Annotated in this window: 15 protein-coding genes; 10 read left to right on the forward strand and 5 right to left on the reverse strand. The window is 66.8% G+C overall.

Going from position 1 to position 14,611, the window contains the following annotated elements; genetic code table 11:
• Nucleotides 1-80: 80 nt before the first annotated feature.
• Nucleotides 81-827: a phosphatase PAP2 family protein gene (locus AC6RIC_RS11850; RefSeq protein ID WP_499736312.1), complete on the reverse strand. Its 747-nt coding sequence runs from the start codon at nucleotides 825-827 to the stop codon at nucleotides 81-83.
• Between the two features lie 173 nt (nucleotides 828-1,000).
• On the opposite strand from AC6RIC_RS11850, the gene yidD reads away from it, so the two are divergent.
• The 6 genes from yidD to AC6RIC_RS11880 all read left to right on the forward strand — a co-directional run bounded on the left by yidD (nucleotide 1,001) and on the right by AC6RIC_RS11880 (nucleotide 7,882).
• Nucleotides 1,001-1,291 (forward strand): membrane protein insertion efficiency factor YidD, encoded by a 291-nt coding sequence (gene yidD, locus AC6RIC_RS11855; protein ID WP_499736589.1) that lies wholly within the window; start codon nucleotides 1,001-1,003, stop codon nucleotides 1,289-1,291.
• A gap of 51 nt (nucleotides 1,292-1,342) precedes the next feature.
• Nucleotides 1,343-3,340 carry a threonine--tRNA ligase gene (thrS, locus tag AC6RIC_RS11860; protein WP_499736313.1) on the forward strand — a complete coding sequence of 666 codons (1,998 nt, stop codon included), beginning with the start codon at nucleotides 1,343-1,345 and terminating at the stop codon, nucleotides 3,338-3,340.
• A gap of 247 nt (nucleotides 3,341-3,587) precedes the next feature.
• A complete protein-coding gene (locus AC6RIC_RS11865) occupies nucleotides 3,588-4,877 on the forward strand; it encodes a DUF2157 domain-containing protein (protein WP_499736314.1) in 1,290 nt (429 codons plus the stop codon).
• Nucleotides 4,877-5,488 carry a GDYXXLXY domain-containing protein gene (locus AC6RIC_RS11870; protein WP_499736315.1) on the forward strand — a complete coding sequence of 204 codons (612 nt, stop codon included), beginning with the start codon at nucleotides 4,877-4,879 and terminating at the stop codon, nucleotides 5,486-5,488. Before AC6RIC_RS11865 ends, AC6RIC_RS11870 begins: the two co-directional genes overlap by 1 nt.
• A gap of 421 nt (nucleotides 5,489-5,909) precedes the next feature.
• The gene (locus tag AC6RIC_RS11875) at nucleotides 5,910-7,136 is read left to right on the forward strand and encodes an OpgC family protein (protein ID WP_499736316.1); all 1,227 of its coding nucleotides are present in this window, start codon (nucleotides 5,910-5,912) and stop codon (nucleotides 7,134-7,136) included.
• Nucleotides 7,137-7,222: 86 nt separating this feature from the next.
• Nucleotides 7,223-7,882 carry an SGNH/GDSL hydrolase family protein gene (locus AC6RIC_RS11880; protein ID WP_499736317.1) on the forward strand — a complete coding sequence of 220 codons (660 nt, stop codon included), beginning with the start codon at nucleotides 7,223-7,225 and terminating at the stop codon, nucleotides 7,880-7,882.
• Nucleotides 7,883-8,045: 163 nt separating this feature from the next.
• On the opposite strand, the gene AC6RIC_RS11885 is transcribed toward AC6RIC_RS11880, so the two are convergent.
• Complete coding sequence (locus tag AC6RIC_RS11885; protein WP_454656476.1) at nucleotides 8,046-8,909, reverse strand: RgsD C-terminal domain-containing protein; 864 nt, start codon at nucleotides 8,907-8,909, stop codon at nucleotides 8,046-8,048.
• A gap of 262 nt (nucleotides 8,910-9,171) precedes the next feature.
• On the opposite strand from AC6RIC_RS11885, the gene AC6RIC_RS11890 reads away from it, so the two are divergent.
• Together AC6RIC_RS11890 and AC6RIC_RS11895 are read left to right on the forward strand one after the other, a co-directional pair.
• Complete coding sequence (locus tag AC6RIC_RS11890; RefSeq protein ID WP_454656477.1) at nucleotides 9,172-9,741, forward strand: nitroreductase family protein; 570 nt, start codon at nucleotides 9,172-9,174, stop codon at nucleotides 9,739-9,741.
• A 4-nt stretch (nucleotides 9,742-9,745) separates the two neighbouring features.
• Nucleotides 9,746-10,351, forward strand: coding sequence for a flavin reductase family protein (locus tag AC6RIC_RS11895; protein ID WP_454656478.1), 606 nt, complete (start codon nucleotides 9,746-9,748; stop codon nucleotides 10,349-10,351).
• 132 nt (nucleotides 10,352-10,483) lie between these two features.
• Here AC6RIC_RS11895 and AC6RIC_RS11900 read toward each other — a convergent pair whose 3' ends face one another.
• Genes AC6RIC_RS11900 through AC6RIC_RS11910 form a run of 3 tightly spaced genes read right to left on the reverse strand, consistent with a single transcriptional unit; the run spans nucleotide 10,484 to nucleotide 12,113 of the window.
• Entirely contained in the window at nucleotides 10,484-10,693 is a 210-nt protein-coding gene (locus AC6RIC_RS11900) for a heavy-metal-associated domain-containing protein (protein WP_454656479.1), read from the reverse strand.
• Nucleotides 10,694-10,712: 19 nt separating this feature from the next.
• Nucleotides 10,713-11,591, reverse strand: coding sequence for an HpcH/HpaI aldolase/citrate lyase family protein (locus tag AC6RIC_RS11905; protein WP_499736318.1), 879 nt, complete (start codon nucleotides 11,589-11,591; stop codon nucleotides 10,713-10,715).
• Nucleotides 11,592-11,594: 3 nt separating this feature from the next.
• On the reverse strand, nucleotides 11,595-12,113 hold the full coding sequence (locus AC6RIC_RS11910) for a MaoC family dehydratase (protein WP_499736319.1): 519 nt from the start codon (nucleotides 12,111-12,113) through the stop codon (nucleotides 11,595-11,597).
• A gap of 170 nt (nucleotides 12,114-12,283) precedes the next feature.
• On the opposite strand from AC6RIC_RS11910, the gene AC6RIC_RS11915 reads away from it, so the two are divergent.
• Both AC6RIC_RS11915 and AC6RIC_RS11920 read left to right on the forward strand, forming a co-directional pair.
• Nucleotides 12,284-13,360 carry a lytic transglycosylase domain-containing protein gene (locus AC6RIC_RS11915; RefSeq protein ID WP_499736320.1) on the forward strand — a complete coding sequence of 359 codons (1,077 nt, stop codon included), beginning with the start codon at nucleotides 12,284-12,286 and terminating at the stop codon, nucleotides 13,358-13,360.
• Nucleotides 13,357-14,571 (forward strand): DUF2336 domain-containing protein, encoded by a 1,215-nt coding sequence (locus AC6RIC_RS11920; RefSeq protein ID WP_499736321.1) that lies wholly within the window; start codon nucleotides 13,357-13,359, stop codon nucleotides 14,569-14,571. The genes AC6RIC_RS11915 and AC6RIC_RS11920 overlap by 4 nt, the downstream gene beginning before the upstream one ends.
• Nucleotides 14,572-14,611: the final 40 nt, after the last annotated feature.

The raw sequence follows: 14,611 nt of genomic DNA on the forward strand, positions 1-14,611 counted from the left end.
CGCCTTCGACGTGCCCCGGAATGACAAAGGTTGGTTCGAACCGCGATCGTTTCCACGCCGCTTGGCGATATGCCGCCCGTTTACTTCACCCCGAAGGCGACGCGGATTTCCGGCACGGTCTCGTCGAAACGCAGCTTGAAGGCTTGGTCGGCGAGGAGGGCCTTGGCGACGGCGCGCCCGACCTTGTCGCCGGCGACGAGGTCGCTCGGATAGTGGAAGCCGCAGATCAGGCGGCTCTCGCCATAGCTCTTCACCCGCTGCTCCAGCTTGTCGCCGAGCTCGGGCGCCGCGGTCTTCAGGAGTTCGGCATAGAGCGCAGCGGTCGCGGCATGGCCGGAGGGGAAGGAGGTGCCTTCCGGCCGCGCGCCGGGGCAGGGCTTGACGCGGACCTTCGCCCAGAGCTGGAACGGGCGCTGGCGGCTGGTCAGGCGGTGGACGCTCTTCAGGAGGATGCCGAGCTCGACCTGGGCCTCGCGGAAGAGCAGCCGGACCTCGCGATGGGTGCCGTCGACATAGCCCGTGTCCATGCCGTTCAGGAAATTGACCAGCGCAAGGCGCTGGTCGGCGATGGCCGCCTTCTCGCGCTCGGGCGTCCGGTTCAGGGTGATCTGCTGGACCTGCTCGAACTCGGCCTTGCCCTCGGGGCTGTTCTGCGCCGGCGGAAGGCCGATGATCTTGGCGATGTCGAGCTTGGCGCCGTCGAGCCAGAGCAGGTAAGGCCGTTGCTGAGCAGAGGCCGGCATGGCGAGGCCGAGACCAAGGGCCAGCCCGGCACCGAGCAGGGCTTTGCGAACGAGGGCTTGGCGAAAGCGAGCGGCGCGCATCATGTTTCCGGTGTCGAGCAAGGGAAGCGGTTCTGGTTGTGGCTGAACGAAACGAAGCAGACGATCTATTTCAGCGTCTCTTTGTTAAGCAAAGATTTTCGCTGCTGCGAAGTGTCGCGCTTTTCCCCCGAAAAGCCGCACATTTCGCCATTCGCGGCTATCAATTGAGCCTTTCCATGCTGGTCGGGCGGCATTGCCGGCATTGGCCGAGCTGCTCGGCCTATACCGACGAGGCTATCCTGCGCTTTGGATTGTGGCGCGGCGGCTGGGCCGGTTTCGCGCGAATTTGCCGTTGCAACCCCTGGGGCACGAGCGGCGTCGATATCGTCTGTGAGGAATTGCCGCCGAACTCATCCTGGTATAGGCCATGGTCCTATGGCCGCTGGCGCGGGACAAACGTGCCGGCGGCTTTCGATTCCGACGCTGAACCGGCCACGGGCGGCGGAACGCAATCCTCACATCCGTAGCCGGCCTAGTCTTACGGGGCTTGTATCCCCGAGTGAGCAGGATAGCGATCCATGACGATCTCCCTGACATTTCCCGATGGCGCCAAGCGCGAGTTTCCCTCCGGCATTACCGGAGTCGAGATCGCCAAGGGCATTTCTCCCTCCCTGCTGAAGCGCACCGTCGCGATGGCGCTCGACGGCACCGTCGTCGACCTCGCCGACCCGATCACTGCCGATGCCAAGATCGAGCTCCTGAACCGGGAAGACCCGCGTGCGCTCGAGCTGATCCGGCACGATACCGCCCACGTCCTCGCCGAGGCCGTGCAGGAGCTGTTTCCCGGCACGCAGGTGACGATCGGCCCCGTGATCGAGAACGGGTTCTTCTACGATTTCGCCCGCAACGAGCCCTTCACTCCGGAGGACTTCCCGGCGATCGAGAAGAAGATGCGCGAGATCATCGCGCGCGACAAACCCTTCACCAAGGAAGTCTGGAGCCGCGACAAGGCCAAGGATTTCTTCGCCGCCAAGGGCGAGGCCTACAAGGTCGAGCTGGTCGATGCGATCCCCGCCGACCAGACGCTGAAGATGTATGCGCAGGGCGACTGGATCGACCTCTGCCGCGGCCCGCACATGACCTCGGTCGGCAAGGTCGGCAACGCCTTCAAGCTGATGAAGACGGCCGGCGCCTATTGGCGCGGTGACAGCAACAACGCGATGCTGACCCGCATCTACGGCACCGCCTTCGCGAAGCAGGAAGAGCTCGACGCCTATCTCAAGCAGCTCGAGGAGGCGGAGAAGCGCGACCACCGCAAGCTCGGCCGGGAGATGGACCTGTTCCATTTCCAGGAGGAGGGGCCGGGCGTCGTGTTCTGGCACTCCAAGGGCTGGCGCCTGTTCCAGGAGATCATCGCCTATATGCGCCGGCGCCTTGCCGCCGACTATGAGGAGGTGAATGCGCCGCAGATCCTCGACAAGTCGCTCTGGGAGACCTCGGGCCACTGGGGCTGGTACCAGGACAACATGTTCGCGGTGAAGTCGGCCTCGGCCTTCGAGAACCCGGCCGATGCCGAGCGCGACCATCGCGTCTTCGCGCTGAAGCCGATGAACTGCCCGGGCCATGTCCAGATCTTCAAGCACGGTCTGAAGAGTTACCGCGATCTGCCGATCCGGCTTGCCGAATTCGGCAATGTCCATCGCTACGAGCCCTCGGGCGCGCTGCACGGGCTGATGCGCGTGCGCGGCTTCACGCAGGACGACGCGCATATCTTCTGCACGGAAGAGCAGCTCGCGGCCGAGTGCCTGAAGATCAACGACCTGATACTGTCGGTCTACGAGGATTTCGGCTTCACCGAGGAGCTGGTGATCAAGCTCTCGACGCGGCCCGAGAAGCGCGTCGGCTCCGACGCGGTCTGGGACCATGCCGAGCAGGTGATGACCGGCGTGCTGGAGCGGATCGCCCAGCAGTCCGGCAACCGGATCAAGACCGAGATCAATCCGGGCGAGGGCGCCTTCTACGGGCCGAAATTCGAGTATGTGCTGCGCGACGCCATCGGCCGCGACTGGCAGTGCGGCACGACGCAGGTCGACTTCAACCTGCCGGAGCGGTTCGGCGCCTTCTATATCGGCGCCGATGGCGAGAAGAAGCAGCCGGTCATGGTCCATCGCGCCATCTGCGGTTCGCTGGAGCGCTTCACCGGCATCCTGATCGAGCACCATGCCGGGCATTTCCCGCTCTGGCTGGCGCCCGAGCAGATCGTCGTCTGCCCCATCACCTCCGAGGCCGACGCCTATGCCGAGGATGTGACGATGGCCCTGATGGGGGCAGGCCTGCGCGCCCGCGCCGACCTGCGCAACGAGAAGATCTCGTACAAGGTGCGCGAGCACTCGCTGGCCAAGGTCCCGGTCATTCTCGCCGTCGGCAAGCGCGAGGCCGAGGAGAAGACCGTGACCGTCCGCCGCCTCGGCAGCCAGGCGCAGACCGTGATGACGCTCGACGAGGCGCTCGCGGCGCTCGGCCAGGAGGCGCTGGCGCCTGATCTGGCGCGCCGGAAGGCCGTCAAGGCGGGCTGAGCAGTAGCGCCGTACAGTTGTCATTCCGGGGCGCGCCTTTTGGCGCGAACCCGGAACCCACGACTGGGTGAGCCGCCTGTAACTGAGCGTCGGATGTTTCACCCAGTCGTGGGTTCCGGGTTCTTCGCTGCGCGAAGCCCCGGAATGACAGCGGTGTTTTCGCTTTGGGGCGGCCGGTGGTTGTCTCCGCTCGTTGGCGGAGCTCTCCCCTAGCGAAACCCGGCCCTGCCGTGCCAGATTGCCGGCGATGCTGACAGGCTCCTATCGCAAGCGGCTCGAAGCCGATCTTCCCCGCTGGGTCGCCGAGGGCTGGCTCAGCGCCGAGAATGCCGGCGCGATCCGGCGTTCGGTCGCACGCGAGCAGGGCGGTATCCGCCTGCCGGCCGTGCTCGGCCTGCTTGGCGGCCTGCTGATCGCGGCGAGCGTCGCCGCCTTCGTCGCGGCGGGCTGGGAGGATATCCCCCGCCTCGTCAAGCTCGGCATGATCCTCGCGGCCATCCTGGCCTGCATCGCCTATGCCTTCCGGCTCGAGCGCCAGGGCTCGCCGCGCGGCGCCGATGCCGCCGTGACCTGTGGCGTGCTGATCTTCGGCGCGGGCTTGGCACTGGTCGGCCAGATGTACCACCTGCCGGCGGACTGGCCGGCCGGGGCCTTGCTGGTCGCGCTTGGCGGCCTGATCGCTGCCGTCCTGATGCGCTCGAACGGCGCGCTGGCGATCGCACTGATTGCGATCTGCGCCTGGAGCGGCGGGCGCTGGGAGGAGGCGCGCAGCGGTGCCCATCTCGGCTTCTTCATCCTCTATCTGCCTGCCCTGTGGCTCTCGCTGTCGCGCGACAACCGGCTGGTGCATCACCTCGTCGTGCTCGCTGCGGCTTCCTGGCTCGCCATGGCGCCGGGCTACGGGCTCTTCGACCGCTTCGACTACGGGCTCCTGGCCTATGGGTTGGCGCTCGCCGTGTTCTATGTGGCGCTGGGCGCATTGGCGCTCGATCGGGGCCTGCCTTCGGTCCTGACGGCCTGCCTGCCCTGGGGCCTGCTTGGGCTGGTGCTGGTGCTGAACACGGAGCTGATCCGCATCCTCGATCGCGACGAGGCGCGGGCCGGGCACGCCTTCCGTTTCGTCTTCCTGGCCTATGCCGTCGCCATTCCTGTCGTCGCCGTGCTGGCGGGCTTCGCTCGCGAGCGGCGTTTTGCGTGGCCGCTGGCGGCAGGGCTTGCCTTCGCATTGCTGGTGCCCGCCGTGTTCTGGACCGGCATCGTCACCGCGATGGCCGGCAAGATCATCGTCGCGAGCCTCGTGCTGCTGGCCGCGACGGCGCTGGTGGTGGCCGGGTCCGTTGGCGGCATCCGGCGGCTGGTGCTGGCAGGCTCGGTACTGTTCGGTGTCGCGATCCTGATCCTGCTCTGGCAGACGATCGGCACGCTGCTCGACCAGTCGCTGTTCTTCCTCGTCGCGGGCGCCGCGCTTCTGGCGATCGCTTCCGGCGCGCGGCGCCTCTTCGCCCGCCTCAACCCGCCTGAGAAGGAAGCCGCCTGATGCGCGCGCTTTCGGCCGATACCCTCGTCGCCAAGGTCCCGCTGGTCTGGCGCGCGCTGGCAACCGCGCTGCTGCTGGGGCTCGTCCTGCTGGCGCTCGTCGAGCAGCGGGCGCGCATTTTGCGGGGCGGGACGGAGATTCGGCTACGGACCGTGCCGGTCGATCCGCGCGATCTCTTCCGCGGCGACTATGTCATCCTCGCCTATCCGATCAGCACGGTCGAGGCAGCCGGCCAGCCGGGCTTCCAGCGCGGCGAGCGAGTCTATGTCAGCCTCGGCCGGGACGAGCAGGGCTTCGCCAAGGCGACCGGCGTGACGCGCGACTGGCCCAAGGCCGGCGACGGTATCGTTGTGATCGCCGGACGCGTCACCGCGAACTCGGCCTGCGCCACCAATGCAAACGGCGATGTCGATTGCAGCGGCCGGCGCAACCGCCTGCGCATCGCCTACGGGCTCGAGAGCTATTTCGTGCCGCAGGGCGAGGGCAAGGCGATCGAGACCACCGACAAGGCCCGGATCGAGGTCGTGGCCGCCGTCTCGTCGTCAGGAGAGGCCGCCATCAAGCGCCTGCTGATCGACGGCAAGCCGGTCTACGCCGAGCCACCATACTGAGGCGCACAGGCGGCTTGCGCCGCCGCACCACGACTTCTCAAAAGCGCGAGTCATCCCGGACGCAGCGAAGCGGAGATCCGGGATCCATGCCTGAACCTTCATCGGGAGCGCTCCGGGATGGATCCCGGGTCAAGCCCGGGATGACCCGCGCAATGTCATTGAGCGCCAGACTCCGAAGGGAGGAGGCATCACATTGCCGTGTCGGCGCCGCTTCGTCGCAACCTTGCCGCAAAGCCGCTGATGATCCGCCACACGCGCTTGTGACAACACGCCGCGTGACGCGAATCCTCAGGAGTTATATGAACGGCAGATGAACGAATTCGACAACGAACGTTCATCTTGAGGGTGGCGAGCCGGGAACCTGCATCGGCCGTCGGCGTTTCGATCCTGATTTCCGGCCTGCTGAAGGACTGCGGTTCCCATGTCCTCCCATTCTTCCTTCAGGCGCTTCCTGCTTCTCGGCCGACCGGCCGTGGACGCGGTGCTGTCCGCGCCGGGGCGGGATGCGCGGATCGATGTGATCCGCGGGCTTTCCCTGCTGATCATCTTCATCAATCACATGCCGGGGAACGTGGTCTCAGTCTATACGCCGCATAATTTCGGCTTCTCGGATGCTGCCGACATCTTCGTCTTGCTGGCCGGCGTCTCGGCAACGCTCGCCTATGGCGGGCTGATCGAACAGCGCGGTTTTCCGTTCGCGGCGCTGAAGCTCGGCGCCCGGCTCTGGACGCTCTACATCGCGCATCTCGCGGTCTTCATCATCGTCTGCGGCGTCGTCGCCACGGCGGTGACGCGGACGCAGAACCCGCTCTATATCGAGGCGATCAACATCCAGCCCTTCTTCCGCGACACGGTCGAGGCGCTGATCGGCGCGCTGACGCTGACCTATCAGCCGTCCTATCTCGATATCCTGCCGCTCTATATCGTGCTGCTCGCGCTTTTTCCCGCGATCTATTACGCAGCGCGCATGAGCCCGCTGCTCACGCTCGCCTGCTCGCTGGCGATCTGGCAGGCGGCGCTTGCCTTCGATCTCAACCTGCCCAATGGCAGCGCCGGGGTCTGGTTCTTCAACCCCTTCGCCTGGCAGGTCGTCTTTACGCTCGGCGTCATCATCGGCCGGGCGGCGCAGCTTGGCATCCGCGCACCGCGCCTGGTCTGGCTCGATGTCGCGGCGCTCGCCTTCATCGTCTTCGCCTGGGTGGTGAAGACCTCCAGCGGCAACCCGACCGGCATCGCAGCGTTGAATGACTGGTTCGATTCCGTGCAGCTCGGCTCGGACAAGACCAATCTCGCCTGGACGCGCATCCTGCATATCGGCGCGCTGGCCTGGCTGGCGATCCGCTGGCTGCCGGCGGGAGGCGCCATGGCGAAGGTCGCGCCCGGCCGCATCCTTGGGCATGCTGGGCAAAATTCGCTGCATGTCTTCTGCGCGGGCATCGTGCTCTCGATCATCGGGCAGATCCTGCTCGCGGAAACATCCTTCGATCTGGGCGTTCAGTTGCTGATATGCGCCGGTGGCGCTACAATCCTGACAGGGTTAGGGATTTTCCTGTCGTGGTACTGTTCGATCACGAAACGCGGCGCAAGCGCCGAGTCTGCCCCGGCCCGTGGCGCACCGTCGCCGCGGCCTTTCTTCTCCTCGCGCTGAATTCGGTATCGAGCGCGGCGCCGCTGCCGCCGCCACTCGATGCGCGCTGCCGTACGGAAGCGGCCAAGACTGCCTTCCAGCCAAGCTTGCCCCTTGCCCGCAAGGCGCTTCAGGAAAGCGGCCGCCTGACCATTGTGGCGCTGGGCTCCTCGGCCACGGCCGGCTCCGGCGCGAGTGCCGACGACAAGAGCTATCCTGCCGTCCTTCAGGCCGAGTTGCGCCGGCGCCTGCCGGGTGCCGAGGTTCGGGTCGTCAACAAGGGCGTCGGCGGCCAGTCGGCCTATGACATGCTGCTGCGCATGCAGACCGATGTGATCGACGAGAAGCCCGCCATCGTGATCTGGCAGACCGTCATCAACGATGCCATCCGCGATATCGGCGAGGACAAGCTCGGGAAGATTCTGCGCAAGGGCGTGAGCAAGGCCCGCTCGGCCGGGATCGAGATGATCCTGATGGATCTGCCCTGGCTGCCGCGCGAAGGGCGCTACCCGCATTACGACGATTACCGCGCCGTGCTGACGAAGACGGCGCAGGACCAGGGCATCTCGCTGTTCCCGCGCTATGCGATGATGAAGGGCTGGTCGAATTCCCGCCAGTTCACGTCGGAGGAACTCGTCGGCATGGATGGCCTGCATCTGGTCGATGCCGGCTATCGCTGCCTCGCGCTGCGGCTGGCCGACGGGATCGTCGCCGGGATCGGCCCGGTCAGGATCGAGTCGGCCGGAGCCGCGAAGCCGACGAATTGACGGCCCTTGTCATTCCGGGGCTTCGCGTAGCGAAGAACCCGGAACCCACGACTGGGTGAGCCGCTGGCAACTGCGTATCGGATGTCCCACCCAGTCGTGGGTTCCGGGTTCGCGCCTGTGGCGCGCCCCGGAATGACAACGGGCGTGCGAAGCGGCTGCAGGCTTACTTCGCGAGAACCTCGATATCGCGGTCGCTGCCCGACTCGACCTTGAAGTCGCGCGAGTAGACCTGCCCCTCCTGCCGGGCGATCAGGACATAGTCGCCTTCCGCCAGGATGACCTGCGGGAAGGCGCCGATCGCCTCGCGGATCACGTCGCCGCCCGGCGTCAGCACGCTGAAGGCGGTGCCGGCGAAGGCCTCGCCGCCGGCACTGGCGACGAGCTTCAGCGTTACCTTAGCGGCGCGATGATGCAGCGTCGCATCCGTGACCTTGCCAGTCTCGACCTTTACGTCGGCACGCTGGATCGCGTTGGAATCGCCATAGGTCGAGACGACGTGATAGGTGCCCTCCGGCAGGCGGATGATTTCGCCCGCCTTGGCGCCGCTGGTGATCAACCGGCCTTCGGAGTTGCCCTGCAGGGGCACGAAGACCGAGAAGGAGAGCAGGGGAGCCGGGATCGGGGCATCGCCGATCGAGCCGGCGAGCGAGAGCGCGCCTGCGCTGATCTGAACCTGATCGCGCAGGCCCTGCTGACCGAGGCTGACGCGCTTGGTGCCGCTGGCGAAGCCATAGCCGGCATGGATGACGTAATTGCCTGATGGCAGCGAGAAGGCCGGCTCCGGCTCGGAGGAGCGCGCGACGATCCGGGACGAGGTGCCGTCAGCGCTTTCGCTGAGGACCCGCCAGTTCAGCCCGGAACGGATCGGCTTGCGGTCGGCGGCGAACTGGGCGGAGACGGAGAGGCGCGCCAGGCCGTTCGGCGCAACCGGCTGGCCTTGCAGCGGCGCGGGGGCCGGAGCATCGGCGCCGGGGCCGGGATCGACAGCCTGGGCACCGGCGAGGGCAGGCGCAAGCAGGACGGCCATGGCGAAGACGACCCTGGCAAGGCGGCGGCCAGCTTCAAAACCATTTGAAGCATTTTCGCGTTTCCATAAAACGCGAAAATCCTCCGCCTTTTTAGTCTGTCGCATTTTCTTCACGCGAACCGGTGTCCACTTCGCTTGAAAATGCTCCAATTCAAGCATGCTTTTCGTCCTCGGCGGCTCTGCAGCGATGTATGAGCAGGCCCGCTTGTCCCCATCATGGCGAAGGAATAGGTCAATTCCAAAGCCACTGTCAGGATGTTTCATGACCGATACGCTCTCGCTGCTCAAGCTGCGTCGCTCCGTGCCGCCCCAATTCCTCACGGCTCCCGGCCCCGACGGCGCCCAGCTCGACGAATTGCTCGCCATCGCCGCGCGCGTGCCCGACCATGGCAAGCTGGCGCCCTGGCGCTTCATCGTGTTCAAGGGCGAAGCCCGTGAGGAGGCGGCGGGAACCGTCGCGCGCATCTTCCGCGAGAAGAACCCGCAGGCGAGCGAGGATCAGGTCGAGTTCGAGCGCAAGCGCCTGCTGCACGCACCGGTCATCGTCGCCGTGGTTTCGCGGGCACGCGAGCACGCCAAGATCCCGCTCTGGGAGCAGGAACTTTCGGCCGGCGCGGTCTGCATGAACATGCTCGTCGCCGCCTATGCCATGGGCTATGCCGGCTCCTGGCTGACCAACTGGTTCTCCTTCGACCGGCAGGTGCTGAGCGCCTTCGGGCTGGCTGATGACGAGCGGATGGCCGGCTTCGTGCACCTGGGCACCCCGACGGCGCCGATCACCGATCGCGACCGGCCGGTGATGGCCGATATCGTCAGCTATTACGGGACCTGACGCGATGATCTATTCGGCTACGAAGGCGGATCTCGGCTTCGCGCATGATCCGTTCAAGGCGATCGTCGCGCCGCGGCCGATCGGCTGGATCACCGCGCTGAGCGCCAAGGGCGAGGTCAATCTCTCGCCCTACAGCTTCTTCAACGCGATCTCGTCGCGGCCGAACATCGTGATGTTCTCCTCGGAGAACAAGAAGGACGCCGTCGCCTTCGTCGAGGAAACCGGCGAGTTCACCTGCTCGCTGGTGACCAAGGCACTGGCGCAGCCAATGAACATGACCTCGGCGCCGCTGCCGCGCGGCGAGAGCGAGTACGCGCATGCCGGGCTGGAAATGGCGCCGTCGCGCTTCGTCAAGCCGCCGCGCGTCGCCGGCACGCCGGCCGCGCTCGAATGCAAGCTGCTTTCGGTGCAGCAGTTGCACGATATCGATGGGCAGGCCGTGCCGCGTTGGATGGTGTTGGGGCAGGTCGTCGGCATCTTCATCGACGACGCCTTCGTCAAGGACGGGCGCTTCGACACGGCCGGCGCCAACCCGATCGCGCGCTGCGGCTATGCCGATTATGCCGAAGTGACGAGCCTGTTCTCGATCACCCGTCCGGCCGGTGGGTAGGGTAGTCAAACACCGTCATGCTCGCCCTTGTGGCGAGCATCCACGTCTTGACCACGATCTTCGACGAGGGAAGACGTGGATGGTCGGGACAAGCCCGACCATGACGAAGAAGTCGCGGGTTAGTGGTCAACTTCAACCTGCCAACGGCTTGGCGCGATAATCACCGAGCTCTGCCAGTGCCTTGTTGATCGCCTCCGCATCTAGCTTGGCCCCGTCCGGCAAGGTGAGGCGCGGCGGGTCGAGCGTCACGGTCGCGCCGGGAGCCAATGCCGTCGCGGCACGCTGGACGCGCGAGGCGCAGCCGCCGCAATGCATGCCTGAAACCTCGAAAACCTGAGTCATTCGAATCGCCTCCGGCGGTTCATTCAGCCAGTTTGCGAGCTCGCGCGACGAGCCGCTGTGCCTTGATCAGATGGGGGCGATCCAGCATTTCGCCATCGAGCCCGATGACGCCGGCGCCGGGATTGGCCTCGAACAGCGCGATGATCTGCTGGGCCTTGGCGAGGGCCGCCGGCGAGGGCGCGAAGATCTCGTTGATGATCGGCACCTGCGCCGGATGGATCGCCATCTTGCCGGTGAAGCCGTCGCGGCGCGCGGCGAGGCATTCGGCCCGGAAGCCGGCATCGTCGCGGAAATTGGTGAAGACGGTGTCGATCGCGTCGACCTGCGCCGCCGTCGCCGCGAAGAGCGTCAACGCACGCGCCAGGCGATAGGGGTCGGCATAGGAGCCGTCCTCCAGCCGGTTGGTTTCGGCGCCGAGATCGGCCGAGAGGTCTTCCGCTCCCCATGTCAGCGCCATCAGGCGGTGCGAGGAGCGGCTATAGCTGCCGAGCCCGAAAATGGCCTTGCCGGTTTCTGTGCCGATCGGAAGGATGCGCGTCATGCCGTCCGGCAGGTCGGATTCGGCCTCGCGCACCGCGATCTTGGCGGCGAGGTGGCCGACATCGGTGCCGCCTTCCGATTTCGGCAGCATGATCGCGTCGGGCGCGCCCGGCATGACCGCGTCGAGATCGGCGTCGCTCATGCCGGTCGTCAGGCCGTTGATGCGGACGATCAGCAGGGGGCGCTTCGGCAAGGCGCGGGTGGATTCGAGAAAGGCGCGGGTGACCTCGCGCGCCTGCGGCTTGCCGTCGAGCGCGACGGAATCCTCAAGGTCCAGGATCAGCGCATCAGCGCCGCAATCCAGGCCCTTCTGCTGCTTCTTCGGGCTGTCGCCCGGCACGAACAGGAGCGAGCGCATCGATCAGACCGCGACCGTCTCGGGGCTCGGACGTTTGCGCATGAAGGCCTGGCGGCGGCACTGGGCGACCAAGGTGCCGTCCTGCTTGTAGGCCTTGTGCACGAACTCGACGATGCCGGCATCGGGCCGCGAGCGCGACTCGCGCTTGGCCGCGATCTCGGTGGTGCAGTTGATGGTGTCGCCCTCGAAGAGCGGCGCCGGGAAGAGCACGTCGGTCATGCCGAGATTGCCGATGGTGGTGCCGACCGTGGTGTCGTTGACGGAGATGCCGATCATCAGGCCGAGCGTGAACAGCGAGTTCATCAGCGGTTTGCCCCATTCGGTCTCGGTCGCACAGAAATGCGCATCGATATGAAGGGGTTGCGGGTTCAACGTCATGTTGGAGAACAGCATGTTGTCCATCTGCGTGACGGTGCGGGTCAGGCCGTGCTCGATGACCGCGCCGACCTGGAAATCCTCGAAATAGATCCCGCCACGCTTGTGACGCACCACATCCGCCATAGACGCCTCCGCCTTCTTCATGCTGGCTGCTGAGCCGGAACCAGAAGTCGTAGTGTGACCTCCGTCGGGAGGGAAGCGGAAAGCGCGAGCGCGCCCCTGTGCGGGGCCGATCTTAACGGTTCGCTTACCATAATGGAGGAGTTTCTTAAGCGTGCCCGAGCACTGCGCGCGGGCCGCTACCGAAGGTCTCGATGTTCCTCTTCACCACGCCGCAGAGCCAGAGCCGCGAAACGCAGCCTGCGAACCCGGTCGTCAGCGCCATCCGCCAAGGTGCGGCGCGGACGGGGGCGGGGTTCGACTATCTGCTCAAGACGGCGCAGCGGGAATCCTCGCTGGAGCCGACGGCCAAGGCGAGCACATCGAGCGCCACGGGGCTCTTCCAGTTCATCGAGCAGACCTGGCTCGCCATGGTCAAGCAGGAGGGGCCGAAGCAGGGCCTCTCGCAATATGCCGACGCGATCACCGAGAGCGGCGGGCGCCTCAGCGTCTCCGACCCGGCTGCGCGCGAGAAGATTCTGCAATTGCGCAACGATCCGCAGGTCGCGGCCGTGATGGCCGGCGCGCTGACCCAGAAGAATCGCGACCAGCTTGCTGGCAGCCTCGGCCGCCAGCCGCAGGCCGGCGAGCTCTATATGGCGCATGTGCTCGGCGCGCGCGGCGCTTCCGATCTGATCCGCGCTGCCGCGAGCGATCCCAGCCGCGTCGCGGCGCGGGATTTCCCGGAGGCCGCCGCCGCCAACCGCGGCATCTTCTACGACAAGGCCGGCCGCGCGCGCAGCGTGCAGGAGGTCTATGGCGTGCTGGCGGCCAGCCATGCCAGCACGCAGGTTGCCGCCAAAGTGGCGCCGAACGCGCAGGCGGGGCAGGGCGATATTCCGGTCGCCGAGATCGCGGCGGCGCTGCGGCCCGAGCGCGCCAAGGGGCTCGTCGGTCTGTTCTCGACCGGCGGCTCGCGCGACCCCGTCTCGAAGGCGGTCGCCAATCTCTGGACGACACCGCCTCGGGGTGGCACGCGCATGGCTTCGCTCGAAGGCGGCGAGCGCTATTTCCCGCGCAGCGGGCAGAGTGAGGGCACGATGTCCGACGCGAGCCCCGCGGCGAGCGGATCGATCGTCAGTTCTCCGGCCAAGGCGGTCAACGCGCCGCTGCCGCCGTCGCGCCCGAGTGACCTGTCCCAGCCCGACCTCGCGGCCGCACAGCCGGCAGGCAAGCGCCGCAACGGGCCGCTCGACCTGTCTTCCTTCATGATCCAGCGGAGCGGAACATGATCGTTCGGCGCTTCCTGCTCTGGGCCCGGACCGCGCCTGCCGAGGCCCGTGCAAGCGGGGCCGCCGCGCTGGCCGGAGCTTATCTGCGTTCCGGCATGTCCGACGAGGACCGCCATGAGGCCGAGACCGCGCTGATGGCGCTGATCGACGATCCCTCGCCGCTGGTGCGCCGCGCGATCGCCGAGGAAATGGCGCCCTCGATGCGCACGCCGCGCAATCTCGCGCTTTGCCTGATCGCCGAGCAGAGCGATGTCGCAGCGCTGGTCCTGGCACATTCGCCGGTGTTGACCGAGGCCGATCTGGTCGATGCCGCCGCTGTCGGCGACATGCTCGCCCAGAAGGCCATCGCCATGCGCCGCTGCCTGCCGGTCAGCGTCTGTGCGGCGTTGGCCGAAGTCGGCTGCGAGGAGGCGCTCGTCACGCTCGCGGGCAACCGCACCGCCGAAATTCCCGACTTCTCACTGGAACGGATGATCGAGCGCCATGGCGACAGCGGCGCGCTGCGCGAGGCGCTGCTCGAGCGCGTCGATCTGCCGGGCGGCCTGCGGCAGACGATCGCGGCCAGGGTTTCCGACACATTGGCGAGCTTCATCACGGGCTGCGGCTGGCTGACGCCGGAACGCAGTGCCCGGCTGGCGCGTGAATCGACCGAACGGGTCGCGGTCGCGCTCGCGGCCGGCGGCGAGGCGAGCGATGCGCCGGCCATCGTCGAGGTGCTCAGGGTCACCGGCCGGCTGACCTCAGGTTTGATCCTGCGCTCCCTGCTCTGCGGCGAGCCGGCTTTGGCCGAGGCTGCTTTCGTTTCGCTGTCCGGCTTGCCGGAAGAGCGCGTCGCGGCCTTGCTGCGCGACAAGCGCGGCGCGGGACTCAAGGCGCTCTGCCGCAAGGCCGGGCTGCCGGCTTCGCTGGAGCCGGCCTTTTCCGCCGCCATCCTTGCCCTCAATGCGCGCGGCTTCGACCGCGGCGGGGCCAGTAACGGCATCGACCGCGGGCTTCTGCGCGCGGTGCTGATCGCCTGCGAGCGGCTGGAAGGACCGGAGGTCGACGGGCTGATGGGCCTGTTGCGCCGTATGGATGCGGAGGCTGCCCGCGAGGAGGCGCGCAGCCTGGCGGATTCTCTGGCCGACGATGCCGCGCTCGCGCTGCTGGTCGAGGCGGATCCGTCCTTCCTGATCGAACTCGCCGAGAGCGATCTGCGCGACGCGGCCTGAGCGGCCGAAACAGCCGCAGAAGCCGGTTTGGCGATACCCT

Source organism: Allobosea sp. TBD101 (assembly GCF_059817965.1).